At 63.1% G+C, this 25,361-nt stretch carries 19 protein-coding genes; 3 read left to right on the top strand and 16 right to left on the bottom strand.

The genetic code is table 11. The annotated features are described in order from the left end of the window. Positions 1-253 precede the first annotated feature (253 nt). Entirely contained in the window at positions 254-1,378 is a 1,125-nt protein-coding gene (locus AC07UK_RS27475; RefSeq protein WP_436224326.1) for an IS110 family RNA-guided transposase, read from the top strand. A gap of 323 nt (positions 1,379-1,701) precedes the next feature. Here the strand turns inward: AC07UK_RS27475 and AC07UK_RS27480 are convergent, their stop codons facing one another. The 8 genes from AC07UK_RS27480 to AC07UK_RS27515 all read right to left on the bottom strand — a co-directional run bounded on the left by AC07UK_RS27480 (position 1,702) and on the right by AC07UK_RS27515 (position 9,768). After that, entirely contained in the window at positions 1,702-2,430 is a 729-nt protein-coding gene (locus tag AC07UK_RS27480) for a YoaK family protein (protein ID WP_436224325.1), read from the bottom strand. 33 nt (positions 2,431-2,463) lie between these two features. Further along, on the bottom strand, positions 2,464-3,612 hold the full coding sequence (locus AC07UK_RS27485) for a porin (RefSeq protein WP_436224324.1): 1,149 nt from the start codon (positions 3,610-3,612) through the stop codon (positions 2,464-2,466). 4 nt (positions 3,613-3,616) lie between these two features. Continuing rightward, positions 3,617-3,910, bottom strand: coding sequence for a XapX domain-containing protein (locus AC07UK_RS27490; protein WP_013951979.1), 294 nt, complete (start codon positions 3,908-3,910; stop codon positions 3,617-3,619). Between the two features lie 37 nt (positions 3,911-3,947). Then, positions 3,948-5,561: an MFS transporter gene (locus AC07UK_RS27495; protein WP_494686923.1), complete on the bottom strand. Its 1,614-nt coding sequence runs from the start codon at positions 5,559-5,561 to the stop codon at positions 3,948-3,950. Then, entirely contained in the window at positions 5,558-5,992 is a 435-nt protein-coding gene (locus AC07UK_RS27500; protein ID WP_436224322.1) for a DoxX family protein, read from the bottom strand. The genes AC07UK_RS27495 and AC07UK_RS27500 overlap by 4 nt, the downstream gene beginning before the upstream one ends. Before the next feature lie 28 nt (positions 5,993-6,020). Then, positions 6,021-7,967: an amidohydrolase gene (locus tag AC07UK_RS27505; RefSeq protein ID WP_436224321.1), complete on the bottom strand. Its 1,947-nt coding sequence runs from the start codon at positions 7,965-7,967 to the stop codon at positions 6,021-6,023. Positions 7,968-7,973: 6 nt separating this feature from the next. After that, positions 7,974-8,960 carry an alpha/beta fold hydrolase gene (locus tag AC07UK_RS27510; RefSeq protein WP_494686924.1) on the bottom strand — a complete coding sequence of 329 codons (987 nt, stop codon included), beginning with the start codon at positions 8,958-8,960 and terminating at the stop codon, positions 7,974-7,976. 121 nt (positions 8,961-9,081) lie between these two features. Next, positions 9,082-9,768 carry a hydrolase gene (locus tag AC07UK_RS27515; RefSeq protein WP_114135287.1) on the bottom strand — a complete coding sequence of 229 codons (687 nt, stop codon included), beginning with the start codon at positions 9,766-9,768 and terminating at the stop codon, positions 9,082-9,084. A gap of 530 nt (positions 9,769-10,298) precedes the next feature. Here AC07UK_RS27515 and AC07UK_RS27520 point away from each other — a divergent pair. Next, a complete protein-coding gene (locus tag AC07UK_RS27520; protein ID WP_494686933.1) occupies positions 10,299-10,907 on the top strand; it encodes a response regulator transcription factor in 609 nt (202 codons plus the stop codon). Positions 10,908-10,937: 30 nt separating this feature from the next. Here AC07UK_RS27520 and AC07UK_RS27525 read toward each other — a convergent pair whose 3' ends face one another. The 8 genes from AC07UK_RS27525 to AC07UK_RS27560 form a co-directional block, all read right to left on the bottom strand. Continuing rightward, on the bottom strand, positions 10,938-16,445 hold the full coding sequence (locus tag AC07UK_RS27525) for a trifunctional serine/threonine-protein kinase/ATP-binding protein/sensor histidine kinase (RefSeq protein ID WP_494686925.1): 5,508 nt from the start codon (positions 16,443-16,445) through the stop codon (positions 10,938-10,940). A gap of 335 nt (positions 16,446-16,780) precedes the next feature. Further along, complete coding sequence (locus AC07UK_RS27530) at positions 16,781-17,893, bottom strand: alkene reductase (protein ID WP_436224318.1); 1,113 nt, start codon at positions 17,891-17,893, stop codon at positions 16,781-16,783. A 289-nt stretch (positions 17,894-18,182) separates the two neighbouring features. Further along, on the bottom strand, positions 18,183-19,106 hold the full coding sequence (locus AC07UK_RS27535; protein ID WP_494686926.1) for a LysR family transcriptional regulator: 924 nt from the start codon (positions 19,104-19,106) through the stop codon (positions 18,183-18,185). Position 19,107: 1 nt separating this feature from the next. Further along, positions 19,108-19,773, bottom strand: a complete 666-nt coding sequence (locus tag AC07UK_RS27540; protein WP_013951990.1) for a TetR/AcrR family transcriptional regulator — start codon at positions 19,771-19,773, stop codon at positions 19,108-19,110. Between the two features lie 165 nt (positions 19,774-19,938). Beyond that, positions 19,939-21,570: a cation acetate symporter gene (locus AC07UK_RS27545; protein ID WP_436224316.1), complete on the bottom strand. Its 1,632-nt coding sequence runs from the start codon at positions 21,568-21,570 to the stop codon at positions 19,939-19,941. Continuing rightward, positions 21,567-21,929, bottom strand: a complete 363-nt coding sequence (locus AC07UK_RS27550) for a DUF485 domain-containing protein (protein ID WP_436224315.1) — start codon at positions 21,927-21,929, stop codon at positions 21,567-21,569. Before AC07UK_RS27550 ends, AC07UK_RS27545 begins: the two co-directional genes overlap by 4 nt. 97 nt (positions 21,930-22,026) lie before the next feature. Beyond that, positions 22,027-23,250, bottom strand: a complete 1,224-nt coding sequence (locus AC07UK_RS27555; protein ID WP_436224314.1) for an FAD binding domain-containing protein — start codon at positions 23,248-23,250, stop codon at positions 22,027-22,029. A gap of 2 nt (positions 23,251-23,252) precedes the next feature. Then, positions 23,253-23,741 carry a VOC family protein gene (locus AC07UK_RS27560; RefSeq protein WP_436224313.1) on the bottom strand — a complete coding sequence of 163 codons (489 nt, stop codon included), beginning with the start codon at positions 23,739-23,741 and terminating at the stop codon, positions 23,253-23,255. A 408-nt stretch (positions 23,742-24,149) separates the two neighbouring features. Here AC07UK_RS27560 and AC07UK_RS27565 point away from each other — a divergent pair, with 408 nt between their 5' ends. After that, positions 24,150-25,265, top strand: coding sequence for an amidohydrolase family protein (locus AC07UK_RS27565; protein ID WP_494686927.1), 1,116 nt, complete (start codon positions 24,150-24,152; stop codon positions 25,263-25,265). Positions 25,266-25,361: the final 96 nt, after the last annotated feature.

Below are 25,361 nucleotides of genomic sequence, written 5' to 3' on the forward strand. Positions count from 1 at the left end.
GCCCGTACAGCAAGGTGACCGGACAGGCGTCCAAACGCCGATTCAGGTCAACGTCAGTTGCGGCCTGCAAAACCAGGAGAGATTAATTGGCGATGCAGGCTGTGGCCATTGTCTGTTCGTATTAGTCAGTATGACTCCCCTGGGGGCAAGAGGGCTGGCCCGCCGCGAGGAATCAAACGCGGGTTAGCATCACTGCCAGAGCCGCATGGTGTGGACAGTGCCACACCCGGCGATTTCCAGCGCGGAGGCCAGCATGGAACACGATAGCACTTTGTATGTAGGTCTTGACGTCCATAAGGACTCGATCACGGTCGCTTATGCAATCGGCATGGGTGAGGTCGAGCTGCTTGGCAAGATTGGTACTTCAAAGGCCGATATCGATCGCCTGTGCAAGCGCCTGCAGTCCAAAGCGCGCCGAATCCGCATCGTCTACGAGGCGGGCCCATGCGGATATGGCCTTTACCGGCAGCTTGCAGGGAAGGGATTCGAGTGCATGGTGTGCGCGCCGTCGCTGATCCCAAAGAAGCCCGGCGAGCGCGTCAAGACCGATCGTCGCGATGCGGTCAAGCTCGTGCGATCGCTGCGTGCCGGTGACCTCTCGGCCGTGTACGTGCCCAGCGTCGAAGACGAATCATTCCGGGATCTGTCACGCGCCTGGGTCAGCGCCAAGGACGATCTGAAGCGGGCCCGACAAAGGCTGAAAGCCTTTCTGCTCTCGCACGGTGTTCGCTACACCGGCAGAGCCGACTGGGGACCGGCGCACCGGCGCTGGATCAGTGCCTTTGCGTTCGACACCGTGTGGCAACAACTTGCCTTTGACGAATATCGACGGACCATCGAGGATCGGCTCGCCCAATGCAGCCGTCTCGAAGCGGCCTTGCGCGAAGCCGTGGTCAACTGGCACTTCTATCCGGCCGTACTGGGCTTGCAGGCCATGCGCGGCGTGCAGTTCACCACGGCGATAGGCATCCTCGCCGAGTTGGGCGATCTCTCGTGCTTTGCCCATCCGCGCCAACTGATGGCCTGGCTCGGGGTGACACCCGCTGAACACTCATCGGGAGAAAAACGACGACAGGGCAGCATCACCAAGAACGGCAATAGCTATGCAAGAAAGCTACTGATCGAAGCCGCTTGGAGTTACCGGCACCCCGCACGCGTGAGCCCCGAGATTCAGCGCCGGCACGAAGGCATCCCTAAGGCCATCGTTGACCGGTCCTGGGACGCCCAGACTCGACTGTGCCGGCGCTATCGGAAACTTGCCGCACGCGGCAAGAACCCGAACATTGCGGTGGTCGCGGTGGCCCGCGAACTGAGCGGGTTCATCTGGGACATCAGCCGGCTTGCGATGTCGCTTGCCGTACCGAACGAGGCAACGTAACCCAGCACCTAGGAACATCTCAGTTTCCTGAAGGCGGCGTAGCCCGGCACGACGAGCAACCCGCGCTCCAGCTAGGCAACGGACTTCATCCGACTTGCGGCATTAGATAGCGGCAGGCTCATTGGGCGGACCTCTGTAATGCGGTAGCCAACCCGCGGATATCAGCCTGATCCACCGTCGAGACTTACTGCTACGTCGCCCTCAGGAAATTGGGCCCCCAAATATGGGAACTGTGAAACTGAACCAAACCAATCTCGATTGACACCAGGAGTCATATCAGCTGGGTGGGGCGATGGCGTTCTCGAATTCATTCGTCTGCCAATTCACTTCTGCAGGCTGTTCGCGCCATTGCGCCAAGTCAGGAAACTGAGCGCCGTCAGCAATACGGCTGGCAGCATTACACACCAGAGCGAAAGCACCGAATAGCCAAGGGCGCCGAGAGCGGCGCCCGATGCGAAACCCGCGAGCGCCGGTACCATCTTTTTGAGCCGAGCGCGTATGGCTTTGCCTTCCGCCTCAGATGCGGATGGCAGGTCCACCAGGTCAATGATAATTTGCGTCGTATTTCCGGTCATGATCGTAGTGGGGCCGAGGTCTGACAAAGACGTCCTGGACAGTGAGTTCTGAATACCCATGGCCACTACGGCAAGCATGCCGGCGCCGACGGCTGCAGGCGTACTTGGATCGGAAATGGGAGAGGCGTGGAGCCCTGCAACTATGAAGAGAACCAGCGCCACGGCCTCGGCAAACAGCAACAGCGAGGGTGCCGACTGTTTGTCCCGTACGATGCGTGACTCGGTCAGCCTGGCGGCCGCAACCGCCAAGGCAAAAGTCGGAAGCGCAAGCAGTTTTGCGAGCAGGCCCACAGAATCACCGGCGATGTCGACGCCGATCATCACGAAGTTTCCTGTCACGTGCGCAGTAAACAGGCCGAATAGTGAAATGAACCCGACCACGTCTACATAGCCGGCGACGAAGGCCAGAATGCAGCCGAACGCCGGTCCTGAAAGATCAGCGCGGCGACCGGCGTCAGGAAGCTGTGTGGGTGTCAATGCGGTCTCTCACGTTGGTTGGTCAGCGGACGGTCAGAAGCTGTGCCGCATCGCAATGGCGAACGTCTGCGGGTCTGCGCCAGCCTTGATACCGAGGTTGTTGATGGCGAAGTCATAGGTCGCGTTGCTGCGGTTATTGATGCGGCTGTAGTAGGCGTATAGCGCGGTTCGCTTGGAAAGGGGGTAGTCATAGCCGACGGTTACCTGAAATGCGCCGGTATCCGAACCACTTCGGACCGATCCAATCGTTTCCATAGCTGTGCCGGTACCATCGCCGACAAAGGCGAAGCCGGCGCGTATGCTGCCGGGGCCAAACTCCTGTATCAGCGAGACATAGTAGCCATTGCGCGTAAGGTCTCCGGTGGCGGTACGATAGTGCAGACGTTCATACAGGGCACTGATGCGCGTCGAGGGGAACTGGTAGGAAATTCCCGCCTTGATTGCGTCGTCGTTGCGTCCGCTGGTCTGATAGTGCTGGTGGATTTCATAGGCAAGCGTCAGGTTCAGGTTGCCGTGGCCATAGGCCGTGGCAAAGGAATACAACGCCGGATTGCGCGGCACCGTGGTCTTTTCTTCCGGCAATCCCCAGGCGATGGCGCCGCTCAAGCCGTGCCACGTCGGCGACTGGTAGTGCAACGAGTTCTTCTGCCGTCGATCAAATGAGCTGGTGTTCTGGACATTGTCGCTGCTAGAGGCAGCGCCATTGCCTATCAGCGCCATGTAACCCGCAGTGGTGGGGTAATACGGGTCGTAGCTCTTGGTTGCACTTGTGTATGGCGTGTCCCAGTTGCCCATGAAGAGAGTGCCGTACGGGCTCTGAAGGCCGAGCCGGGTATCGCGCGCGGCGATTTGCCCAGCGCCGTTGTCAATCGACAGGGCGCTTTCGATTTGCCAGATCGCCTTGATCCCATCGGTCAACTGTTCCTCGCCCCGCATGCCAAACACAGAGCGGTTATTCGTGAGCCGCGCCGTATTGCCCAATCTGGTGCCGTCGGTTGCGGTGGTCACGGTCACATACTCGATTGCCGCGTTCAGCCGGCCATAGATCGCGACGTTGTTGTCCGCCACGGCAGGTGCCGCGGCCGCGGACAAAGACGCAGCCAGGGCGACGTGAATGCGCCGGGGCGCGATTGCGTTAGTGCGGCTGGCAGGTGCTTCGGGCTGCTTTCGGGAGCGGCTCATGCTGTTATTGGTTCCCTTCCTTGCTACGCGCGGGGAGGGATGCCGACGGTTCAACGGCCGTGTCCGCATTGGGCGGTGTACCCGTAATCTTCGGGACGCATTCGCCGCGGAACCATGCAATGGTGACTGGCTCGCCGGCCAGCATGCGCTTGACCGGCGGCACAACCTGCTCGCCAATCAGCATGCCCAGCAGCCCGATCAAAGCAATTGCGGGCGGCGCAGGCGAGCGGACCTGCATCAGTGCATAGATAATGCCGACCAGGATGCCGGCGCCAAGGGAGATGAGATAGAGCTTCATATGTGACAAGGTTGGAGAGGGGGAAATCGGTGCGGCGTCACGCCGGCGGCAAGCCCATGCCGAGCAGGTGTCTTACGTGGGGCGGCTCGGCGCCCACGTGGAAGCTGGCCACGTCGCGCTGCACATCGGCATCGGCGTGCGGTACGCGCTGGTGCTGGCGCAGGTGCTCGGCCCACGACTCAACCAGGAACCACTCGGTCAGCAGTTCGGGGTTGGCCGGATCTTCCATCACGCCCCAGCTGAACGCACCGTCACGCAGACGCTCTTCCGACAGCTTGTGCACCGCATGCAGGAACGCATCGCGGTTGGCGGGCGGGATGCAGTATTCGATCAGGATCATCACCGGACCACGGTCGTGCGCGATCTCGCCGGCCATCTCCGGTTCGGGCCAGTGACGTGCGGGACCGAGGTCTTCTTCGCCGCGCGGCAGCCGCATGCGGTGCAGGATCAGCGCGGTAACGACCAGCCCCGCCGCGGCGATCAGCAGCGCATGCGGTGTGCCCAGTGCCTGCGCCACGAAGCCCCAGACCAGGCTGCCACCGGCCAGCGCGCCGTTGAACACCATCTGGTAGACCGCCAGCGCGCGGCCGCGCACCCAGTTCGGCAGGATCGCCTGCGCCGCGCCGCCGAGCGTGGTCAGCGCCATGATCCATGACGCGCCAAGCAGCAATAGCAGCGGCAATGCCAGCCATATGGGTGGTGCGCTCGACAGCGCCGCCATGACGACCGCCGTGACGATCGCGGACAACAGCACCATGCCATCTGCATCGAGCCGCTGCTGCAGCCTGGACATCGTCAGCGCGCCGAGGATCGCGCCAGCGCCCACTGCGCCCAGCAACACACCATAGAGGCCGGCGCCGCCATGCAACAGCTGACGGGCCACCAGCGGCAACAACGCCCATACGCCGCTGCCGAAGGCAAAATGCACGGCGGCGCGCGCCAATACTACGTGCAGCTTGCTGTGCGCGCGTGTGAAGCGTAAGCCTGCTCGGAAAGCGCTGAAGAAGTGTTCGCGCAGCGGATCGCTTGGCTTTTCGGGACGCTTCCACCAGATCAGCGCAGCGATGACGAACACATAGCTGACCAGGTCTGCGCTATACGTGGCAGCCGCGCCGAATGCCGCGAGCAGCAGACCCCCGGTAGCCGGTCCAATCGCACGGGCCACGTTCACGCCCAGCGAGTTCAGTGCCACGGCCTGTCGCAGCGTGCTCGGAGGCACGAGCTCGGGCACGATCGACTGCCACGTCGGCCCCATCATCGCCGCACCCACACCGCCGACGAACGCCAGCGCAATCAGGATTTCGATCGTCAGCGCCTGGCGCCACGCCAGCAGCATCAGCGTGCCGCTGACCATGGCCAGTCCGATCTGGATCACGATCAGGAAGCGGCGCCGGTCGAGGATGTCGGAGAGCACACCGGCCGGAATCGCTAGCAGGAATACTGGCAGCGTGGCAGCCGCCTGGATCGTGGCGACCGCTGCCGGTGAAGTGGAAAGATCGGTTGCCAGCCATGCGCTGGCCACATCGCGCATGAAGCTGCCGATGTTACCGAGGATCGTGGCCACCCACAGTACCGCAAACGTGGGTTGGGCCAGCGGGGCAAACGTGCCCCCCGATGCAGGCTTGGCCGCCGAGACGGCAGATTGCGTCATGGTTGTCTCCGCGTGCGAAGGTCATCCCACGCCACGAGCAGGAACCCACCCACCAGGCCCAGATGTTCGAAGAACGCGTTAGCCATCATGAACTGCGCCTCGGGCGGTGCGCTCCAAAACCGGTTGGCCATGAACGTGGCCATCAGCGTGAACGCCGCCAGCGCCAGTGCGCCCAGCCAGCGCCAGAAGCCGGTCAGGATCATTGCCGACGCACCAAGCTCCAGCGCAATCGTCGCCGCAGCCAGCGGCACGGCGGGCGACAGGCCGAAGTGCTGCATCTCTGTCACTGCGCTGGAGAAGTCGAACAGCTTGACCAATCCGCCCTGCAGGTAGGCTGCGCACAGCAAAAGCAGGGCGATCCAGCGCAGCCAGCGAGGCAGCCGGTGGGTGTTGTTGCCGGCTGCGGCTAGCGGGGGCGTCGAGATGGTCATGGCTGCTCTCCGATGTGGTCAACGTGGATCAGAATGCCCAGCACGAGCAGCCCAGCGCGCCCCAGAACGTGCTTTCGTCCGACGTCGGCACGCTCGAGGTCCACGCATTGGCATGCGCATGGCCATGCACGCCGCACGAACTGGCGCAGCCGCACGCGGTGTTCAGCGCCAGTGCGCGCGCCTGGGCCTGCGGGCGCGGCTGGTACTGGCTGCCATGGCGGGCCGGTGACCAGTCGGGCATCGCGGGCGGGATGTCGGGCGAATGCTTGCCGAATTCGCTGTCGCCATAGACCACCTTGCCGCCGAGCACGGTCAGCACCGACGTGATGTCCTGGATGTCGTCGCCAGGCACCGAGTAGTAGTCGGCCGACAACACGGCCAGGTCGGCCAGCTGGCCCACCTTGATCTGGCCCTTCTTGCCCACTTCGGATGAGAACCACGTGTTGGCCTCGGTCCACAGGCGCAGCGCGGTTTCGCGATCGAGCAGGTTGGCCTGTGGATACATCGACATGCCGCCGACGGTCTTGCCCGTGGTCAGCCAGTACAGCGAGACCCACGGGTTGTAAGAGGCCACGCGCGTGGCATCGGTGCCGGCGCCGACCTTGACGCCCTTCTCGAGCATCTTCTTGATCGGCGGCGTGGCTTCGGCGGCCTTGGCACCGTAGCGTTCGACAAAATACTCGCCCTGGTAGGCCATGCGGTGCTGCACGGCGATGCCGCCACCGAGCGCGGCGATGCGGTCGATGTTGCGGTCGGAAATCGTCTCGGCGTGGTCGAAGAACCAGTTCAGGCCGTTGAACGGGACGTCCTTGGCGACCTTCTCGTAGACGTCGAGCGCGCGCGTGATGGTCTGGTCATAGGTCGCATGCAGGCGCCACGGCCAGCGCTTTTCGGCCAGCAGGCGGATCACCGGCTCCAGATCGGCTTCCATCGACGGCGCCAGGTCGGGGCGCTCGACACGGAAGTCCTCGAAGTCCGCCGCGGTGTAGACCAGCATTTCGCCGGCGCCATTGTGGCGATAGAGGTCATCGCCCTGGCCTGGCTTCACGGTCGACGTCCAGGTCTTGAAATCGCTCAGCTCTTCCTTGGGCTTCTGCGTGAACAGGTTGTAGGCCAGGCGCACCGTGAGGTGGCCTTCCTTGTGCAGCTCCTCGATGATGCTGTAGTCCTCGGGATAGTTCTGGTAGCCGCCGCCCGCATCGATCACGCCGGTCACGCCCAGGCGGTTCACCTCGCGCATGAAGTGGCGCGTCGAGTTCTTCTGGTACTCGGGCGGTAGCTTCGGGCCCTTGGCCAGCGTGGCGTAGAGGATGGTCGCATTGGGCTTGGCCAGCAGCAGCCCGGTGGGATTGCCGCGCGCGTCGCGCACGATCTCGCCACCCGGCGGATTCGGCGTGTCCTTGTTGTAGCCCACTGCGCGCAGCGCGGCGCCGTTCAGAATGGCGCGGTCATAGAGGTGCAGGATGAATACCGGGGTATCGGGCGCCACGGCGTTCAGTTCGTCGATGGTGGGCAGCCGCTTCTCGGCGAACTGGTGCTCGGTGAAGCCGCCCACCACGCGCACCCATTGCGGTGCGGGGGTGCGCGCGACCTGGTCCTTCAGCATGCGCATCGCATCGGCCAGCGAACGCACACCGTCCCAGCGCAGCTCCATGTTGTAGTTCAGGCCGCCGCGGATGATGTGCATGTGGCTGTCAATCAGCCCGGGAATGGCCCGCCGGCCATTCAGGTCGATCACCCTGGTCTGCGCGCCGGCCAGTTTCATGATGTCCTGGCGCGTACCCACCCCGACGAAGCGGTCGTCCTGGATGGCCACGGCGTCGGCCTGCGGATTGGCACGGTCGAGCGTGGCGAACTTGCCGTTGACGAGAATGAGGTCGGGAGTCGGGTTCGGTGACATGGCGAATAGTTCCGAAGAGGCTGCCGCACTGAGGGCGGCAGCCGAGGCGATGAAGTGCCGGCGGGTAATGGACATCTAGGCTTATGCGTTCAGGAAGGCCAGCAGGTCGGCATTGACCTGGTCGGCATTGATCACGCACATGCCATGCGATGCGCCCGGATATACCTTGAGCGTGGCGTGCTTGACGATCTTGGCCGACAGGCGGGCCGAATTGTCGATGGGCACGATCTGGTCGTCGTCGCCGTGCAGGATCAGCGTCGGCACGGTGATTTTCTTCAGGTCCCCGGTGTAGTCCACTTCCGAGAACTCCTTGATGCAGGCGTACTGGCCCAGGAGGCCACCGGTCATGCCCTGTGCCCAGAACGCATCGATAGTGCCTTGCGAAACCTTGGCGCCGGGCCGGTTGAAGCCGAAGAACGGCGTGGTCAGGTCCTTGTAGAATTGCGAGCGGTTTTCCGCCACGCCCTTGCGGATGCCGTCGAACACTTCCATCGGCAGGCCGTTCGGATTGGCCGCGGTCTTGAGCATGATAGGCGGCACCGCGCCGATCAGCACCGCCTTGGCCACGCGCTTCGTGCCATGACGGCCGATGTAGTGCGCCACTTCGCCGCCGCCGGTGGAGTGGCCGACCAGCATTGCGCCCTTGATGTCGAGCGCATCGAGCACTGCCGCCAGGTCGTCGGCATAGGTGTCCATGTTGTTGCCCTGCGCGGGCTGGTCCGAACGGCCGTGGCCGCGACGGTCATGGGCGATCACGCGAAAGCCCTTCTGCACCAGGAACAGCATCTGGGCGTCCCAGGCGTCGGCATTGAGCGGCCAGCCGTGCGAGAACACCACCGGGCGGCCCGTGCCCCAGTCCTTGTAGAAGATGCGCGTGCCGTCTTTGGTCGTGACGTAGTGGCGCTGCTTCGTGGCGCGGCCGCTGGCCGGCGCGGCTTCCGCGGCCGTGGGCGTCAGTGCGGCAAGCGACGCCACCGATGCGGCCGCGGCGCCAACAGTGCTGCCTACCAGCAGTTGCCGGCGCGATGCATCGATGTTGTGACCTTCCTGGGTGTGTTCTGTTTGCATGATTAGGGCTGGCTGAAAGTTGGCTCGAAATCCTGGATGAATGAGATCGCTGGTTGCATCGGCCTATGCACGGAATTCGTGCGTAGGCCGATGACCATCTTCTTCTTGATCAGCTAGCTGTTTAGCGTGCGGCCACCGGGGCGATGGATTCGTGCCCCGTAGCCGTGCGCTGGGCGGCCTTGTGGACCATCGTGTAGGCGTAGTCGACACCCATGCCATAGGCGCCAGAGTGTTCCTTCACCAGCTTCATCACGGCGTCATACGTGTCGCGGTGGGCCCAGTCGCGTTGCCATTCCAGCAGCACCTGCTGCCAGGTTACCGGCACGGCGCCAGCCTGCACCATGCGTTGCATGGCGTAGTCGTGGGCTTCCTTGCTGGTGCCGCCCGAAGCGTCGGCGACCATGTAGATCTCGTAGTTGCCTTCGAGCATGGCGCACAGCGCGAAGGTGGTGTTGCAGACCTCGGTCCACAGGCCGGCCACGACCACCTTGTTGCGGCCGTTGGCCTTGAGTGCATCGCGCACCTTCTGGTCGTCCCACGAGTTCATCGAGGTGCGCTCCAGCGTCTTCTGGTCCGGGAACACGTCGAGCAGTTCCGGATAGGTGAAGCCCGAGAACGACTCGCTCTCGACGGTGGTGATCGTCGTCGGGATATTGAAGATCTTTGCCGCCTTGGCCAGGCCGACGACGTTGTTCTTCATCGCCTGGCGGTCCATCGACTGGACGCCGAACGCCATCTGCGGTTGGTGGTCGATGAAAATCAGCTGGCTGTTTTGCGGGGTGAGGACTTCAAGCTTGGGGTTCGACATTGCGTTGCTCCTGTTTGGGGGGGGGGCGAGAGTAAGGCTGCCGTGGCATCACCGCCGGGGCAGAGCCGCGTCGGGGCGGCTTGGCATAAGGGCCGCGACCGGTGTTTGTGTCCGGAACGCAACCTGAGTGAAGAATAGTCGGCGCTGTCGGCCGTCGCTATTGTCGATTCGTATTAGCCATCCGCTGCCTTGGTTTCATCGCGAAGCCGCCATGCTGTGCTACAGCAAATAGGGAGTGGCTTCGCCAACCCTTTGCGGCGTAGGAGGGCACTGGGCTGCGTGCGGGTTCGATGTGCGTTAGCCGGCAAACTGGGCCGGCCGGGGCAGCCGCCAACAGTCACACTGAACTAACCCCATGGTATAAGTAGTCCATGATCCCGGTTGTGTGATGTAATGGAGAGTTTTGCGGGGTCAGGTCATGGTGGCGAGAGTGGGCCTGCCCAGACCTCGCGCACCGATGGGTGCACTGGAGATAGACTTTGACAATCAACAGCTTCGTAACCGCGGACACCAGTGCGAGTGATGAAGCGATGGTGCTGATCGTTGATGACGACGCGATGCTTCGCGGCGCGTTGGAGAACCTCTTCCGATCAGTCGGGATGCGCGTCGCACTGTTCGCATCCGCTGCCGAACTGCTGGAATTCGCGTTCCCGGACGCGCCCACTTGCCTTCTGCTCGATGTCAGGCTCCGCGGGCAGAGTGGCCTGGACCTGCAGACTCGGCTGTCCGAACTGGGCATCCAGGTCCCAATCATTTTCATGACTGGTCACGGCGACATCCCCATGACCGTTGCCGCCATGAAGGCTGGTGCTGAGGATTTCTTGGCGAAGCCATTCCGTGAGCAGGACCTGCTCGATGCCGTGGCGGCCGCCTTGCAAAAGGACCAGCATCGCCGCCATGGCATGCATAAGCTGGATGAACTGCGAGCCAGCTACCAGAGCCTGACGCCGCGCGAGGCCGAGGTCATGCGCATGGTGGTGTCGGGTCTGCTGAACAAGCAGATCGCCAGCGAGCTAAGTATCAGCGAGGTCACCGTGAAAATTCATCGCGGCCAGGCGATGCGCAAGATGAAGGCGCGCACCTTTGCCGAGCTTGTATTGATGGCACAACAACTCGGCATTTGCGAGGCGCCGCATTGAGTCCCTGTAGCCTCCCGCGGTCGGCGGCATCTAGTCCTGAGGCGGCAGGGTGAACTGAAACACGGCCCCGCAAGGCACATTGGGGCTCGCCCACAGCCATCCTCCGTGTGCCTCGACGATCAACCGGCAGATCGCCAGGCCCATGCCCAGACCCTCCGCCTTGGTAGTGAAGAAGGTCTGGAAAACCCGCTCCAGATCTTGCGGCTCCAGCCCGATGCCGGCATCCTGAACGGCAACCAGCACAGCCCCCGATGCGTCGAAGCGCGACCGAATCAGCAGTTCCCGCGGCCGCTCTGCCACCTCTTTCATTGCCTCGATGCTATTCATCATCAGGTTCAGGAGCACCTGCTGCAACTGCACCCGGTCACCCACAACCGGCGGCAGGTCAGGCGCCAGCTCCGTCCGGAGCAGGACTTGATGGCGGCCTACCTCTCCCTGGATGAGGGCAATCGTGTCTTCGATAAGGGTGTTCATGTCAAGGCGCGCCGTGACGGCGGCCGTCTTCTTAAGCAGCGCACGCATTCCTCCAATCACTGCGCCAGCCCGATGGCCATCCTGAACGATGCGCCCCAACGTCTCTCGCACCTCGGCGAGATCGGGCGGCTGGCGAGCGAGCCAGCGCAGGGCCGCATTGGCGTTGGTGACGATGGCGGCCAGCGGCTGGTTGACCTCGTGAGCGATCGAGGCGGTCAGCGCGTTCAACGTCGTCACGCGGGTAACGTGTGCCAGTTCTGCCTGTGCCTGGTGCAGCGCCTCCTCGGCGCGCTTGCGCTCGGTTAGATCAAGTATGTAGGAGACACCTTTGTCCCCACCCTCTTCGAATGTCGCGCACCCTAGCAGGACGAGCACGCGGCTTCCATCCTTGCGGAAGAACTCTTTTTCGAACGGCGGCAAGGTCCCGCTGATCCGAAGGTCCTGGAGCAACCGTGCGTCACGCTCGCGCCAGTCCGGGGGCGTCAGGTCCGTCCAGCGCAAGGGTGCCGAGGCGAGATCCTCGCGGTCGTAGCCCAGCATGCGGAGGAACGCGTCATTGGCCTCGAGGATTCGGCCGTCCAGGTGCCAGATGCAGATCCCGATGATGTTGGCCTCGACCAGGCGTTGGATCTTCGCTTCGCGTTGTGCGAGATCCCGATACAGACAAGTAATCTCCAGGGCGATCGCGGCCTGCGAGGCGAGCATCTTCAGTACGGCGGTTCGGCTCGGCGCGAAGACGCGTGGCGAGAGGTTGTTCTCGAGGTAGAGCACCCCGATGAGCTTGGCCTGTGTGAGCAATGGCAGGCAGAGAATCGATCGGGCATGATGCTGCAGAATGTATGGATCGGCGGAAAACGGGTGCTGTGTCGCGGCATTGTCGAGAATGATGCTCTCGCGGGTGCGCAGGACATAGTGGAGCACCGATGCCGGCAGCGCAGTCGCAGTCACGCTCTCGTCGCGCAGCTGCACCGTGACAATATCGCCACCGGTCGTAGCCTCTGCTGCGATGCGCTGCTCGGCCCCTCGGGGCAGGATCAGCAGCCCCCGTTCCGCGCCGGCCTGTTCAATCGCGGTGCGCATGAGTGTGTCGAGCAATTTGTCCAGGACGATCTCGCCGGACACAGCTTGCGACACGGCAATCACGGTGGCGAGGTCGAGGTGTTCGACCGGCGCCCCGATCGTCGTCGTCGGTGCGGGTGCTCGCTCTTCCCCCCAGAGGTGCGGATACAACGCATCGAGTTGCCGCACCTTGCCGCCGGCGCCCCAGTGGAGATAGCCATGGCGGGCATCCTGCAAATACACGCGGGCAATCTTTTCAAAGCCACGCGCAGCATAGAATCGCGCGGCCAGCTCGTTGGCGAGTGCCTGGTTATGGATGAAATCATTGTCCTGCGCGGAGCGGATGGCCTGCTCGTAGAGGCGCATTGCATCAACTTCGCGCCCATCGAGGCGGGCGATTTCCGCGCCAACCAATGCGGCTCTGTTCTCGAAATTCTCCGGACAATGCTCGGACCAGACAAGGAGCTGGCGATGATGTGCGGCCAATGCCTCCAGGTGCCGGGTCCGTTCTGGCGCGGCGGCCGTGCCGCAGCATGCGGCCCGCGCCAACGCTGCGTAGAAGTGGTATTCCGCCTGCTCGAAGAACGATGGCGACGTCCAGAGGAGACCTTCTGCCCTGTCCGCCGCCGTTATGGCGGCTGCGTGGTCGTCGGCGAGGAAGCGTGCCTGCAGTTTTCGGATCCAGTACCAGCAGGTGGCGAGGGCGGGGCCCGGAGCCTCATCCAGATACCGCTCAAACTGCTCCTCGTTGAAATCATCATCATCGAAGACGCCGAACACCGGGGTCAGTCCGCGCAGAGTTCGCGCTAGCTGGAGCTGGGGGGTAACCCGGTCGACGGCGAGACCGAAGCTCGCCCGGCGCGCGAAGCCGATCGTGGCCTCAGCTTCATTCTGCACCTCGGCAAGCGGATCGCCGCAGGCGAGCAACTGCGTAATGAGGTTGTTGCGTGCGAAGGACGCGTAGGTAAGGTCACCAAGCTTGCTGGCCACGTCGAAAGCGCGCCGCACCAGGCTGCGCGCGGCACGGATGGGTTGCGTCCATTGCATCACGTGGCCGCCGAAAGCCTGGTAGACGCGGGCCCTGAAGCGGTCCAGCCCGCGCTGCTCGACCAGGTTCAGGCCGAGCTGGCCGAAGCGGAATGCCGCCTTGTAGTCGCCGGACCGAGGCCCCAGGAGCATGCCGAGCCAGGTATAGGCGAGGCACGATGCGTCGCTGTTGCCATGCTCGAGGCTGAGGTTTGCCATCCGCCCGATGATGAGGGAGCCCAGGTTCACGTCGGTGTACCAGGCCGGCAGCATCAGCGCGGTCAGGACATCCATGGTCTCGCACGCGACCGCATTGGTCATCATCGGCAGGTCGAGCAGCGCCTCGATCGGGCGGTCGCCAAGTTGCCGCCACATCCGGTCGTATTCCTGCAGAACCTCCTCATCTGTCGGGTGTGCCGAACACTGGACGCCGGCGCGATACAGGTAGTCGAGGCCCACCTCGACGGCGCGCTCGCGCTGGCCGAGGGCCAGAAACAGCTCCAGCCGCAGCTGGGTGACGGAGGCCAGATCGAAGAGGCTGGCGGCACGGCACGCAAGCTCGGCCAGGCGCGCGTCCGCCGCGGCCGGCGCGCCGGTCAGAAATTCGCATTCGGCGAGGTGGAACTCGAGCGCGAAAGCAAACTTGGGCCGGCGCTTCCAGGCGTCCCCCTGCATGAGGGCTGCACCGGCGGTGAGATAGGTCAGCGCCGAGGCGTAGGCCGTGGACGCCTTGGCGCGCTGGCCGGCGAGCAGATTCAGCTCGGCCACTTGCTCCCGCTCCTCGGCCGCGGTGATAAGGTCGGCGCCACGGTTGAGCTGGCCGACGATCTCGAAGACACGCTCCGCTATTGCCTCAGGCGGCGTGCCCGCAGCGAGCCGTCTGCCAATAGCGAGGTGCGCTGCCGGCCGCGCGTCTTCAGGAATCAGCGCGTAGGCCGCCTCCTGGATACGATCGTGCAGGAATCGGTAGGTATTTCCCAAACGCAACACAAGTCCGGCACGTACCGCCGGCCACAGAGCCGCGTCCAGCACCGCCTCGCTGGCATCCTGGACCATGGCCAGGGTAGCGATCGCCGCGTCATTGCCGAGACACGCCAACTGCTTCAGGCCGCTACGGGTCGCCGCTGGAAGGCGCCTCAGCTTGGCGAGCATGAGATCGACCACATTGTCGGTGAAGCCCTTGGACCGAATCTGCTCAAGGTCCCAAGACCAGCGCGCGCCACGATGATCGAAAACGAGCAGCCCCTCTTCGGTCAGGGCGGTAAGGAACTGGATGGCGAAAAATGGATTACCGCCAGTCTTCTCCTGCACCAGGCGGGCCAGAGGTGCGGCGTCCCCAGGTGCGCAATGCAAGGCATCGACGATGAGTCTGCTTACATCGTCGAACCCTAGGGGGGAAAGTGCGATGTCATTTACCCGCCCCCCGGCCTGGCGGATTGCCGGCAATCGCAGTAGCAACGGATGTCCGGGCTTGACGTCGTCATTCCGATAGGCTCCGATCAGCAGCACGTGGCGTACCTCCGGCTGGGTCGCCAGATACTCGAGCAGATCGAGTGTTGCCGCGTCCAGCCACTGCAGGTCGTCGAGAAAGAGTGCCAGCGGATGCGCGGGTTGGGCAAAGACGGCAAGCAGGCGCTGGAAAACCATCTGGAATCGGTGCTGCTCGTCGCGCGGCGGCAGCTCCGGAACCGGCGCCTGCGGCCCCAGAATCAGCCCGAGCTCGGGTATGAGCGGCACCATGAGGCCGCCATTCGGGCCCAGCGCCTGCGCCAGTGCGACGCGCCAGGGCGCCAAGTCGGCCTCGCTCTTGCCCAGTAGTGGGCGGATCAGATTCTGGAAAGCCTGTGCCAATGTCGCATACGGGATGTCGCGCTTGTACTGATCGAACTTGCCCGAGGCAAAGAGGCCGTTCCTGAGAGCCAGTGCGCTGCGCAACGCAAGCACGGCCGAGGTCTTCCCGATACCGGCGTAGCCGGAGACCAGCACAATCTCCGGCGTGCCCTGGGTTACTACCCTGTCGAAGGCAGCGAGCAAGGTCTCAATCTCGCGCTCCCGTCCGTAGAGCCGTTCCGGAATCAACGGCCGCTCAGGCAGGTCATGCTCGCCAAGCGGGAAGGTGTCAACGCGTCCCAGGCTTTCCCATGCGGTCAGGCTGCGCCGTAGATCGGCCTCCAGTCCGGCTGCCGTCTGGTAGCGCTCCTCCGCCGTCTTGGCGAGCAGCTTCATCACGATGGCGGAGAGCAAGGCCGGGATCGACGGTACCCGCTCCGCCGGCGGTACTGGCTGCCGGGCGAGATGACTGTGCAGCAGATCCATCGGGTCGTCGGTGGCAAACGGCAGCACGCCGGTGAGCATTTGGTAGAGCGTGACGCCAAGCGAATAGAGGTCGCTGCGCGCGTCGATTGGCCGGTTCATGCGTCCGGTCTGCTCGGGGGCCATGTAGGCCAGCGTGCCGGCGATCTCTTCCGGTGGCGCCAGTCCCTGGCGCTCGCGCGACAGGCGCATGGCAATGCCGAAGCCTGTCAGCCGCGCCTCGCCAAGGGCATCATTCACTAGGATATGGGCCGGCTTGAGGTCCTTGTGAATAAGACCCCGCTGGTGGAGCTGGTCCAGGGCCGCGGCGATGCTGATGGCCTGGCGCAAGAAGCGGCCCACTTCCATGGGGGCACCCAGCAGCCCGGCAAGCGGCTCGCCGCCGGGGTCCTCAAGCAGCAAAACAGTCCGACCATGTTCCCCCACAAGCGCTAGCGGCCGCACTGCCCAACTGCCGTCCAGCTCACCCTTCAAGCCGTATTCGTGTGCGAGGCGAGCGAGGGTAGAGGCGGGCGGGTGCTCGGCTGCGGGCCACACAGCCAGCACAGCCTTCGGCTCGCCTTCCGGACCGAGGAGCGAGCCTCGACCGACAACGCGATCGCCGTCCTCCCATGCGACCTGGAAGCCGACGCCCGTCTCAGTGCCGAAGGAAAACAATGAGTTCATCTGCCGTGTTCCGCTCTCGAGTCGATAACTGCCTTTGGTGTTTCCGGACCGGATGCATCGAACCAATGTCTCCGCAACTGTCGTACCGGTGAGCTGGTCACGGCGGCCGAGCGAAGTAATTTTGCCACGTGGACGCCTTAACGGTTCGCGTGTCTGCCTTGCGCCACATGTCTTCCACCAGGCACGCCACGAAGCCCGATTCACAAAGATTGCGCGCTGCTGCACCTCCTGCCGCAATGGCAGGCGGAGCCTTTGCCAATGTACTTGATCTATCCCTATGCCCGCTTCTACCCAGTTCGTTCACTGCGTGGGCAGGCATCCCACGCAGGCGTGGCTCAGGTAGCGCTCGGATAGTCGATGTAGCCACCGGCCCCGCCGCCAAAGAAGGAAGCGGTGTCGGGCGTATTCAGCGGCAAGCCGTTCCGGAAGCGCGCTGGCAAGTCAGGGTTGGCAATGAACGGACGGCCAAAGGCGATGATGTCCGCACGTCCGTCGGCAAGCGCCTGTTCCGCGCTGTCGCGGTCGTAGCCGCCAGCGAGCATCAGCACGCCGCGGTATTCCGCGCGCAGTTGCCGAATGATCGCGTCCCAGCGCGGATCGGTGTCATCGTCCTTGTCGGTTCCGACCATGGCCGGCTCGACCAGATGCAAGTAGGCCATGCGCCGCTCGCTCAGCGCGCGCACAATGTGGCCGAAGGTGGCCTCTGGGGTGTCATCGCCCATGCCCATGAAGCGGCCCATTGGCGTCAGCCGCACGGCAACCCGCGAAGCCCCGATTTCCGCAATGACGGCGTCGACGACTTCGAGCAGCAGACGAGACCGGTTCTCGATGCTGCCGCCATAAGCGTCAGTACGCGCGTTGCTGTTGGAGTTGATGAACTGGTCGAGGAGGTAACCGTTGCCGGCGTGGATCTCGACTCCGTCCATGCCTGCCCTGATGGCGTTGCGGGCGGAACGCCGGTAGTCCTCCACGATGTCGCGAATGCCCGAGGTGGTCAACGGCTGGGGAACCGGTACGTCGCCCCAGACACCGTTGCCGCTTTCGTCCAGAATGAACGTCTTGCCAGGCACCGGCAGCGCACTGGGTGCCACGGGCAGCGCACCATCAGGCTGGAAGACCGGGTGAGATACGCGACCGACGTGCCAGAGTTGCAGAAAGATGGTGCCGCCGCCCTCATGCACGGCATCACTGATGGCACGCCAGCCCTGCACCTGTTCTTCGGAGTGGATCCCCGGCGTCCAGGCGTAGCCCTGGCCTTGCTGTGAGATTTGCGTTGCTTCCGTGACGATCAGTGCTGCGCTGGCGCGTTGGCGGTAATACTCGACATTCATCGCGGTCGGAACGTTGCCCGGTTGTCCCGCCCGGGAGCGCGTCAACGGCGCCATCGCGACGCGGTGCGAGAGCGTATGGTTGCCAATGCGAACGGGGGTCATCAGATGCTTGGTCACGGTGAATCTCCATCAAGTCGGTACGATCAATGCGGGGCGGCAGGGCGATGCCTGGCGTGCCCGGATCTCGGAAGAGATGGTTCACAGAGTAGGGGCCGGTGCATTCGGGGAGAATCGGTCTGCCGCGCAAAGAAGCATTGCGTGGGCGGCAAGGTGAGGTTGCGTTGGTTGGTACCCCCGCTACCGGATGAGTGCTGGACGGCGCACGATGGTTCAGGCGCCGGGTACGGGACCATCACAGGATTCCGTGCCACCATGGCCAGTGTTTCGCACTGGCAGTGGCGGGGGGCTACCGTGCGGTATCGCCCCGATAAGTCGGCCCGGGAATCTCGCCAAGAAAGTCGAGAAACGCGCCAATACGCCTTGACCCGCGCTGGTTCGGCAGGAAGAGTGCCGAGATGGCGGAAGTGGCGCGGTTCGGGTTGACGGACCAGTCATCGAAGAGCGACGTCAGATTTCCGCGTTGGATGTCTTCTGCGACAAGCCAGTCCGGCAACAGCGCGATACCTGCTTCGGATATCACTAGCTCGCGCAGTACCTCGGAATTGTTGCTTCTGAAGTTGCCACGAACGGGGACTTGCATCTCTTCGCCGTCACGGACAAAGGTCCAGACTTGCTGCCCCACGCCATAGCTGAACCGCAAGCACTCGTGCCCCGCCAGGTTCAGTGGTGCTGCGGGCAGGCTGTGGCGCAGGAGATAGGCCGGGCTGGCTACTACCTTGCGGCGGAACGTGCCGATCTGGCGCGCAACCACATCATCCAGCGATGCCGCACTGCCAAGCCGGATGGACAAGTCAATACGCTCGCTAAGCAAGTCCACGATCTCGTCCGTCAGCGTCACTTCCAGCTCGAGCTTGGGATAACGTGCCAGCAGACCGCCCAGAAAAGGCGCGATGCAACGCCGCCCGAACGCAACCGGCAGCGAGACGCGCAGTTGGCCGACCGGCGTGTCGCCGCGGTCGGCGATCTGGGCGTCCGCTTCCGCAACGGCATCCAGGATCTTTCGCGCGCGCTGGTAGTAGGCGGCACCGGCTGCGGATACCGTGACCTGCCGGGTCGACCGGTTCAATAGGACCGCACCGAGCTCTTCCTCGAGACTGTCCATCATGCGCGTCACGGACGAGGTGGCAAGGCTCAACCGTCTGGCCGCAGAAGAGAAGCCCTTGGCGTCGACAGTCTCGACAAAAACTCTCAATGCCAGCAGCTTGTCCATGTCAAAGCCGAAGGCTCCGCATGACGGCGGGCGCGCCCTGCAGAAACATATCGACCTTCTGGCGCACAACGCCGCCGAGGTCAGCCGGGACCTTGAGCCCGTAGACCCATTTGCGCACGCCCAGGTAGAAGATGGCGGCGTGCAGACTCCAGATCATCTCGACCTCGGCATCAAGCTCGGCGGCGCTGCGCGGTTCCGGGATACCGTACTCTGCCCGGACTTCGGCCAGCACGGGCAGGAAGACCTTGCTGCGAAGCTTGCTGAGGTACTTGTTGTTGATGCCTTCGCGCGTCAGGCCGGCGAAAATGAAGATCCTGATCCACTCCTCGCGCAAGATCACTGACGCATAGTCGAGGTAGAAGGCGTAGAGCCGCTGCGCCAGCGGAGTCGACCGGTCGGCGATTTGCCGCTCCCAATCTGGCCGCCATTGGAAGACCTCATTGTAGACGCGCTCAATCAGGGCATCTTTGCTCTCGAAATAGCGGTAAAGCAGCGGCTGCGTAACGCCGATCTGCTTCGCCAGCTCCCTGGTGCTGCCGGAGAAACCATTTCGGGTGAAATGCTCGATGGCCTTCTGGACAATCTGCTGTTCCCGCTCTTCCGGGAGCAGCCGTTTGCCGGGCTTGGCCGGTATGCCGTGCTTGGCTGTGGTGGCGCCTCGTTCCATTTGTTCACCTGTGCAGAGCCCCGGATGGGGGTTGCCGCTTCCATTGTACCAATCAAGTGATAAATTGGAATATGCCGAATCAGCCCGGGCGTGCACCGATAGTCCTCCGCCGCGGTGAGGGGAGTCCTGCCGAACTGGCGCCGGACTCCCCGCCGCAGCCCCCGCTTATTGACGCTTGATCAAGCCCAGCTCGCAATCCACCAGCTGATTGCGGAAGGCACCGCGCTCCCGCGCGCCGCGAGCGGATTTGTCAGTCACAGAGAAGACGTAAATTCCCGCAAACGCGACCAGCATCGAGAATAGCGCCGGATATTCGTAGGGATAGATCGCCTTCGCGTGTCCCAGCACCTGGACCCAGACCGTCGGGCTCAGCACCGTCAGCAGCACCGCAGTCAACAAGCCGAGCGAGCCGCCGACGACGGCACCCCGCGTGGTCAGCCCGCGCCAGTAAATGGAGAGCAGCAGCACGGGAAAGTTAGAACTGGCGGCGATGGAGAAAGTCAGGCTGACGATGAAAGCGATGGTCTGCTTCTCGAAAAGGATGCCCAGCAGGATCGACAACACCCCGAGCACCAGTGTCGTCATGCGCGACACCCGCATTTCGTCCTTGTCCGTCGCCGTGCCCTGGCGCAGCACCTTGGCATAAAGGTCATGGGAGATGGCCGATGAGCCAGCCAGCGTCAGGCCCGCAACCACCGCCAGGATGGTAGAGAATGCCACCGCGCAGATGAAGCCAAGGAAGACGTTGCCGCCTACGGCATGCGCCAGATGCACGGCGACCATGTTGACGCCGCCGATTACCGTGCCCGATGCGTTGTGATACAGCGGGTCGTTGGCAACGAGCGCGATCGTGCCGAAGCCGATAATGATGATCAGCGCGTAGCCACTCCCGACGATGCCGGTCGCATACAGGATGCTCTTGCGCGCCGCCTTGACGTCAGCGACCGTAAAGAAGCGCATCAGGATATGCGGTAGCCCGGCCGTGCCGAAAATCAGCGCGAGCCCGAGGGAGACGGCCGAGACCGGATCGGAGACAAGACCTCCCGGACTCATGATCGCGGCGTGCTTGCCGTGGGCCGCGATGGCCTCGGCGAACAAGGTATTGAGGCTGAAGCCAAAGCGGCCCAGCACCATGAACGCCATGAACCCCGCGCCTGCCAGCAGGAGGACAGCCTTGATGATCTGGATCCACGTCGTCGCCAGCATGCCGCCGAAAAAGACATAGATGACCATCAGCACACCGACCAGCACGACTGCCGCCGTGTAGTTGAAGCCGAACAGCAGCTCCACCAGCTTGCCCGCGCCCACCATTTGCGAAACCAGGTAAAGCAGCACGATGACGATCGAGCTCGACGCCGAGAACGCGCGGATCGGGCGTTGCTGCAAGCGGTAGGAGACCACGTCGGCCAGGGTAAACCGGCCCAGGTTGCGCAGTGGCTCTGCAATCAGGAACAGGATAATGGGCCAGCTTGCCAGAAAGCCGATCGAATAGATCAGGCCGTCATAGCCGCTGGTGAAGACCAGTGCGGAGATGCCGAGCAGGGACGCGGCGGACATGTAGTCGCCGGCGATGGCCCAGCCGTTTTGCATGGCGGTGATCTTGCCCCCCGCGGCGTAGTGGTCTGCAACGCTGTGGGTGTTCCTGGCGGCCCAGCGCGTAATCAGCAGCGTTGAGGCGACGAAGACCAGAAACATCGCGATGGCGATGACGTTCAGCCCCTGGCCGACCGTCGGTGTGGCGGCGATGGCTGGCAAGGTGGCCGAAAACAATGCAATGAACAGTGAGAGTCGCTTCATTTTGCCGCCCCTTCGCGAATCGCGTGAATCATCGCGTCATGCACGGTGTTGGCACGATGGACATACAGTGCGACGAGGAAGAAGGTGATCGCGAACATGCCGAATCCGATCGGAATGCCGATGGACATTGGCTGTCCCGGCGTCAATGGACGCCCGAGCAGCGCCGGGTTGAAGGCGAGCGTGAGGATGTACCCGAAGTACACCGCCAGCATGAGAGTCGTAAGCGTATACGCGAAGCTGCGGCGCGCGCGGACCAGCGCCTGGAATGCCGGGTTGCTGAGCACCGGATTGGGTGGGGGAAGGGGCGTCGATGTTGCCTCATCACCGCTTGGCGGATACGTTGCGGCAAGGTTTTCCATGCTTGTCTCCAATTGGACGGATCTTCTCTATTGTTGGCGGCAGCGCAACTGGCTGGCAGAGCACCGCCGCCGGGGATAGCGGTATGCGGTAATGCGATCAGAATCGCGTCGACACCGCCGTCTCGCGCATGACTGCTTCCGGCGTGCGATAGCGCTCGGCCATCTGGCGATCGGTCTCGTCCTTGAGTTGGGCCTGCATGTAGGCGCCGAGGTGGCGGGCGTGCTGGACGATTGCCGCCCCCACCTGAACGCGCTCAGCGCTGTAGCCTTCGAGCGCCGCCGGCACAGTGTCGTGAGCCCGCAGCGCCTTCACCAGTGCCATGGCATCGCCTGCAGCCTTGGTCACACCCATACCGCAGTGGGGTCGCGCCACGAAGGCGGCATCGCCCAACAGCGCGACGCGATCGAACGCCATGCGCGGGACTTCAAGATCAAAGATTGGCTGGAACAGCGGTTGCGCGGCCTTTGTCACGACTTCGCCAAACTGGGGTGCGAGCAGGGTCAGCGCAGCTTCTTCCATGTCCGCGAGCACGTCGGGGCGGATCAGCGTAGGGGGAATACCACCCGACCAGCGCTTGCCGCTGGCGTCGGTCAGCAGATTGGGCAGATCGATGTCCTCGCTGGTGGCGCGATACCACACGAAGTTATAGCGTCGCTCGCCGGGCTGGGTGCTGTTGTCTTGGCCGGCCACCGGGTAGCCGAGAATCTGCTCGTGCGGTGGGAGGCAAAACGCGAACTTTTCGAACAGCGCATCCCGCGTGGACTCGCTGAGCGCCATTTCATCCACCAGGCCACGCCACGCAATGTAGCCCGCGTACTGGAGCTGGACATCAGGCAGCAGACGCTCGCGCAGCGCGGAGCGGAAACCGTCGGCGGCAATGACAAGATCGGCAGAATGCGTGGAGCCATCATCGAGGGTCACGACGGCACGACCCGGCTCGCTCTCGACGGAAACCACGCTTCCCCCCGGTCGATAGCAACCCAAATGGAAGGCTGCGCGCAGCACCTGATACATCTTGCCCCACGCCGTCAGCGTCTGAGGCATTTCTCTCTGCGAGAGCACTGATCCATCCTGTGACAGCGTCAGGCGCGACTGCACGCGCACACCGATCGAATCGTCGACCTGGACACCTGCCGCGGCCAGCGCTTCGAACAATTCGGGGTGCGTGACAATGCCGGCACCGCGGCCTGCGAGCGCCTCAGGAACGCGCTCGAAGACTTCGACGTCCCAGCCGTCGCGAGACAGAAGATTGGCCGCAAAGAGCCCGCCCAGCGAGCCACCCACTACGATCGCCTTGGGCTGCCTGGAAAACATTGTCATGATCATTCTCCTGTCACTGCCATGCTGTGCGCAGTCGCGCTGCCACCTGGGATGTCAAGGCCCGCGACTTCTGCGGCGGGGTAATTCAGCTCGATGGTGACGCCAGACGGGTCTTCGATGAACACCTGGTGCAGGCCGAGGCTCGGCACCGTGCGGTCGCGCCAGGCCATGCCTTCAGCTTTCAGCTTCGCCCACATCTCCTGAACACCGGTGGCAAGGAAGGCGATGTGGTCGACGGTGCCGGTGCCGGAAACCGGGAGATGGCGGTCACCGAGATAGGCACTCAGGCCGCCGAGGTTGTCCGGATCGACGCCGATGATGTGCACCACGCCGAACTCGCTTTCGTCATCTCCCAGGTACAGCCAGGCGCCGGGGAAATCGAACGGCGGGCGATATCCCTGACGGAAACCAAGAATGCGTTGATAGAAGGCGCACGACCGGTCGAGGTCCGTGGTGCGGATCGAGTAGTGCGCAAGTTTCGTAATTGCCATGGCTGCCTCTGCTATTTATCGATCGATAAGTGATCGGTAGACAAATTGTAGGCGCGCTGATCCGGAGGGCCAAGCGTGATGCGTGTGAGGATTTACCCTAGGTGCTATCGGCTGGTGTGCGACCAAGAGAGCACAGCTGGACTCTTATCGGGCCGCCTCCTGGGCGCTGGTCCCCGCCGCCGGCGCTCATCGGGCCACGACAACAGGGTAATCCCGGATCTTTCTCCGCTTTCTGATTGAAGCCCACCGTCCTACAATGCCACACAAATAATCGATCGATAAATTGACTGGCGTTGTACTTCGCGTACGCATGGTCAGCGTCCTCCAAGCCGCGCTGGCCACAGGCCGGAACAGGCCGGATGAAGGCAAGTGGTGCTTGGAACTTCAACAATAAAAGGAGACAGAGACATGGATTGTCCTTGCTGCGTATCGCCCAAACGGCGTCGACTGCTTGGTTCGGTGAGTGCAATCGCCGCGGGCATGATGGCAGGATTGCCAGCGTTGGCTGCGCAGCCGTCCACGGCCGCTGTGGGCACCGGCAAACCGCCTTCGATCGACATACACGCGCACTATTATTCCGAAAGCTTCCTGGGGCTTCTGGGTGGCGAAGGGAAGCAGTTCGGCGGCCACTTTTTCCGCAACGACGACTCCTTCACGTTCCAGACGCCTGCCGGCGGACTGGGGCCTCTGCCCATGAAATTTATCGACGTGGAGCAGCGCGTCCGGGACATGGACAATTCAGGGGTCGACGTCCAGGCTATCTCCCTGAGTGTGCCAATGGTCTACTGGGCCGATCGCACACTCAACGCAAAGCTCGCCAGAGCATGGAACACCGCGGCCTCCGATGTCCACCGGAAGCATCCCACCAGGTTTGTCGTACTGGCGACGCTGCCGATGCTGAATGCGAATGACGCGATCGATGAACTTGAATTTGCGGCGGGATTGCCGGGCGTGCGCGGCATCTACATGGGAACGAACATCAACAATCGTGACCTCGATGACCCGCTGTTTTCGCCGATATTCAAGCGCATCGAACAGCTGAATCTGCCGATCTTTCTTCATCCCCAGCAAACAGTGGGCGGCGCGCGACTGGCCGACTTCTATTTGAGCAACTTGCTCGGCAATCCGTTCGATACCGCGATCGCTGCGTCCCATCTGATTCTGGGCGGGGTGTTGGACAAGTATCCTGCGTTGCACTTCTCCCTGCCTCACGCGGGTGGCGCTCTGCCAATCCTTGTCGGGCGGATCGATGCGGGCTGGTCGATGCGTTCGGAAACGAAGCGCCTGGCACAGAAGCCCAGCAGCTACCTGCGCCGGTTTAGCTACGATACGATCTCGCACTCCGGCCCAACCCTTGACTTTCTCATTCGGAACATTGGGGCGGACCGCCTCGTGCTTGGCAGCGACTATTGCTTCGACATGGGCTATGAGCAACCCGTGCGCTTCCTGGATCGTCTCGCTCTGCCTGATGATCAGAAGCGCTTGGTCGTTGGGGGCAACGCCGCACGTCTGCTGAACCTTTGAGTTCTCAGGCATGGCCACTGGCTGAATGTAGCCCATGCTGGCGGCGCGCTCACGCGGTCGCCGGATTGCACCAATGACGAGCCGGTGCATGGTGGC

The organism is Cupriavidus sp. GW821-FHT07C08 (assembly GCF_059419025.1).

Bases quoted from the DNA above. Each gene is read 5' to 3' on its own strand.
- AC07UK_RS27475 (WP_436224326.1), top strand. From the start codon at position 254: ATGGAACACGATAGCACTTTGTATGTAGGTCTTGACGTCCATAAGGAC.
- AC07UK_RS27485 (WP_436224324.1), bottom strand. From the start codon at position 3,612: ATGAGCCGCTCCCGAAAGCAGCCCGAAGCACCTGCCAGCCGCACTAAC.
- AC07UK_RS27490 (WP_013951979.1), bottom strand. From the start codon at position 3,910: ATGAAGCTCTATCTCATCTCCCTTGGCGCCGGCATCCTGGTCGGCATT.
- AC07UK_RS27495 (WP_494686923.1), bottom strand. From the start codon at position 5,561: ATGACGCAATCTGCCGTCTCGGCGGCCAAGCCTGCATCGGGGGGCACG.
- AC07UK_RS27500 (WP_436224322.1), bottom strand. From the start codon at position 5,992: ATGACCATCTCGACGCCCCCGCTAGCCGCAGCCGGCAACAACACCCAC.
- AC07UK_RS27505 (WP_436224321.1), bottom strand. From the start codon at position 7,967: ATGTCCATTACCCGCCGGCACTTCATCGCCTCGGCTGCCGCCCTCAGT.
- AC07UK_RS27510 (WP_494686924.1), bottom strand. From the start codon at position 8,960: ATGCAAACAGAACACACCCAGGAAGGTCACAACATCGATGCATCGCGC.
- AC07UK_RS27515 (WP_114135287.1), bottom strand. From the start codon at position 9,768: ATGTCGAACCCCAAGCTTGAAGTCCTCACCCCGCAAAACAGCCAGCTG.
- AC07UK_RS27520 (WP_494686933.1), top strand. From the start codon at position 10,299: ATGGTGCTGATCGTTGATGACGACGCGATGCTTCGCGGCGCGTTGGAG.
- AC07UK_RS27525 (WP_494686925.1), bottom strand. From the start codon at position 16,445: ATGAACTCATTGTTTTCCTTCGGCACTGAGACGGGCGTCGGCTTCCAG.
- AC07UK_RS27535 (WP_494686926.1), bottom strand. From the start codon at position 19,106: ATGGACAAGCTGCTGGCATTGAGAGTTTTTGTCGAGACTGTCGACGCC.
- AC07UK_RS27540 (WP_013951990.1), bottom strand. From the start codon at position 19,773: ATGGAACGAGGCGCCACCACAGCCAAGCACGGCATACCGGCCAAGCCC.
- AC07UK_RS27545 (WP_436224316.1), bottom strand. From the start codon at position 21,570: ATGAAGCGACTCTCACTGTTCATTGCATTGTTTTCGGCCACCTTGCCA.
- AC07UK_RS27550 (WP_436224315.1), bottom strand. From the start codon at position 21,929: ATGGAAAACCTTGCCGCAACGTATCCGCCAAGCGGTGATGAGGCAACA.
- AC07UK_RS27555 (WP_436224314.1), bottom strand. From the start codon at position 23,250: ATGACAATGTTTTCCAGGCAGCCCAAGGCGATCGTAGTGGGTGGCTCG.
- AC07UK_RS27560 (WP_436224313.1), bottom strand. From the start codon at position 23,741: ATGGCAATTACGAAACTTGCGCACTACTCGATCCGCACCACGGACCTC.
- AC07UK_RS27565 (WP_494686927.1), top strand. From the start codon at position 24,150: ATGGATTGTCCTTGCTGCGTATCGCCCAAACGGCGTCGACTGCTTGGT.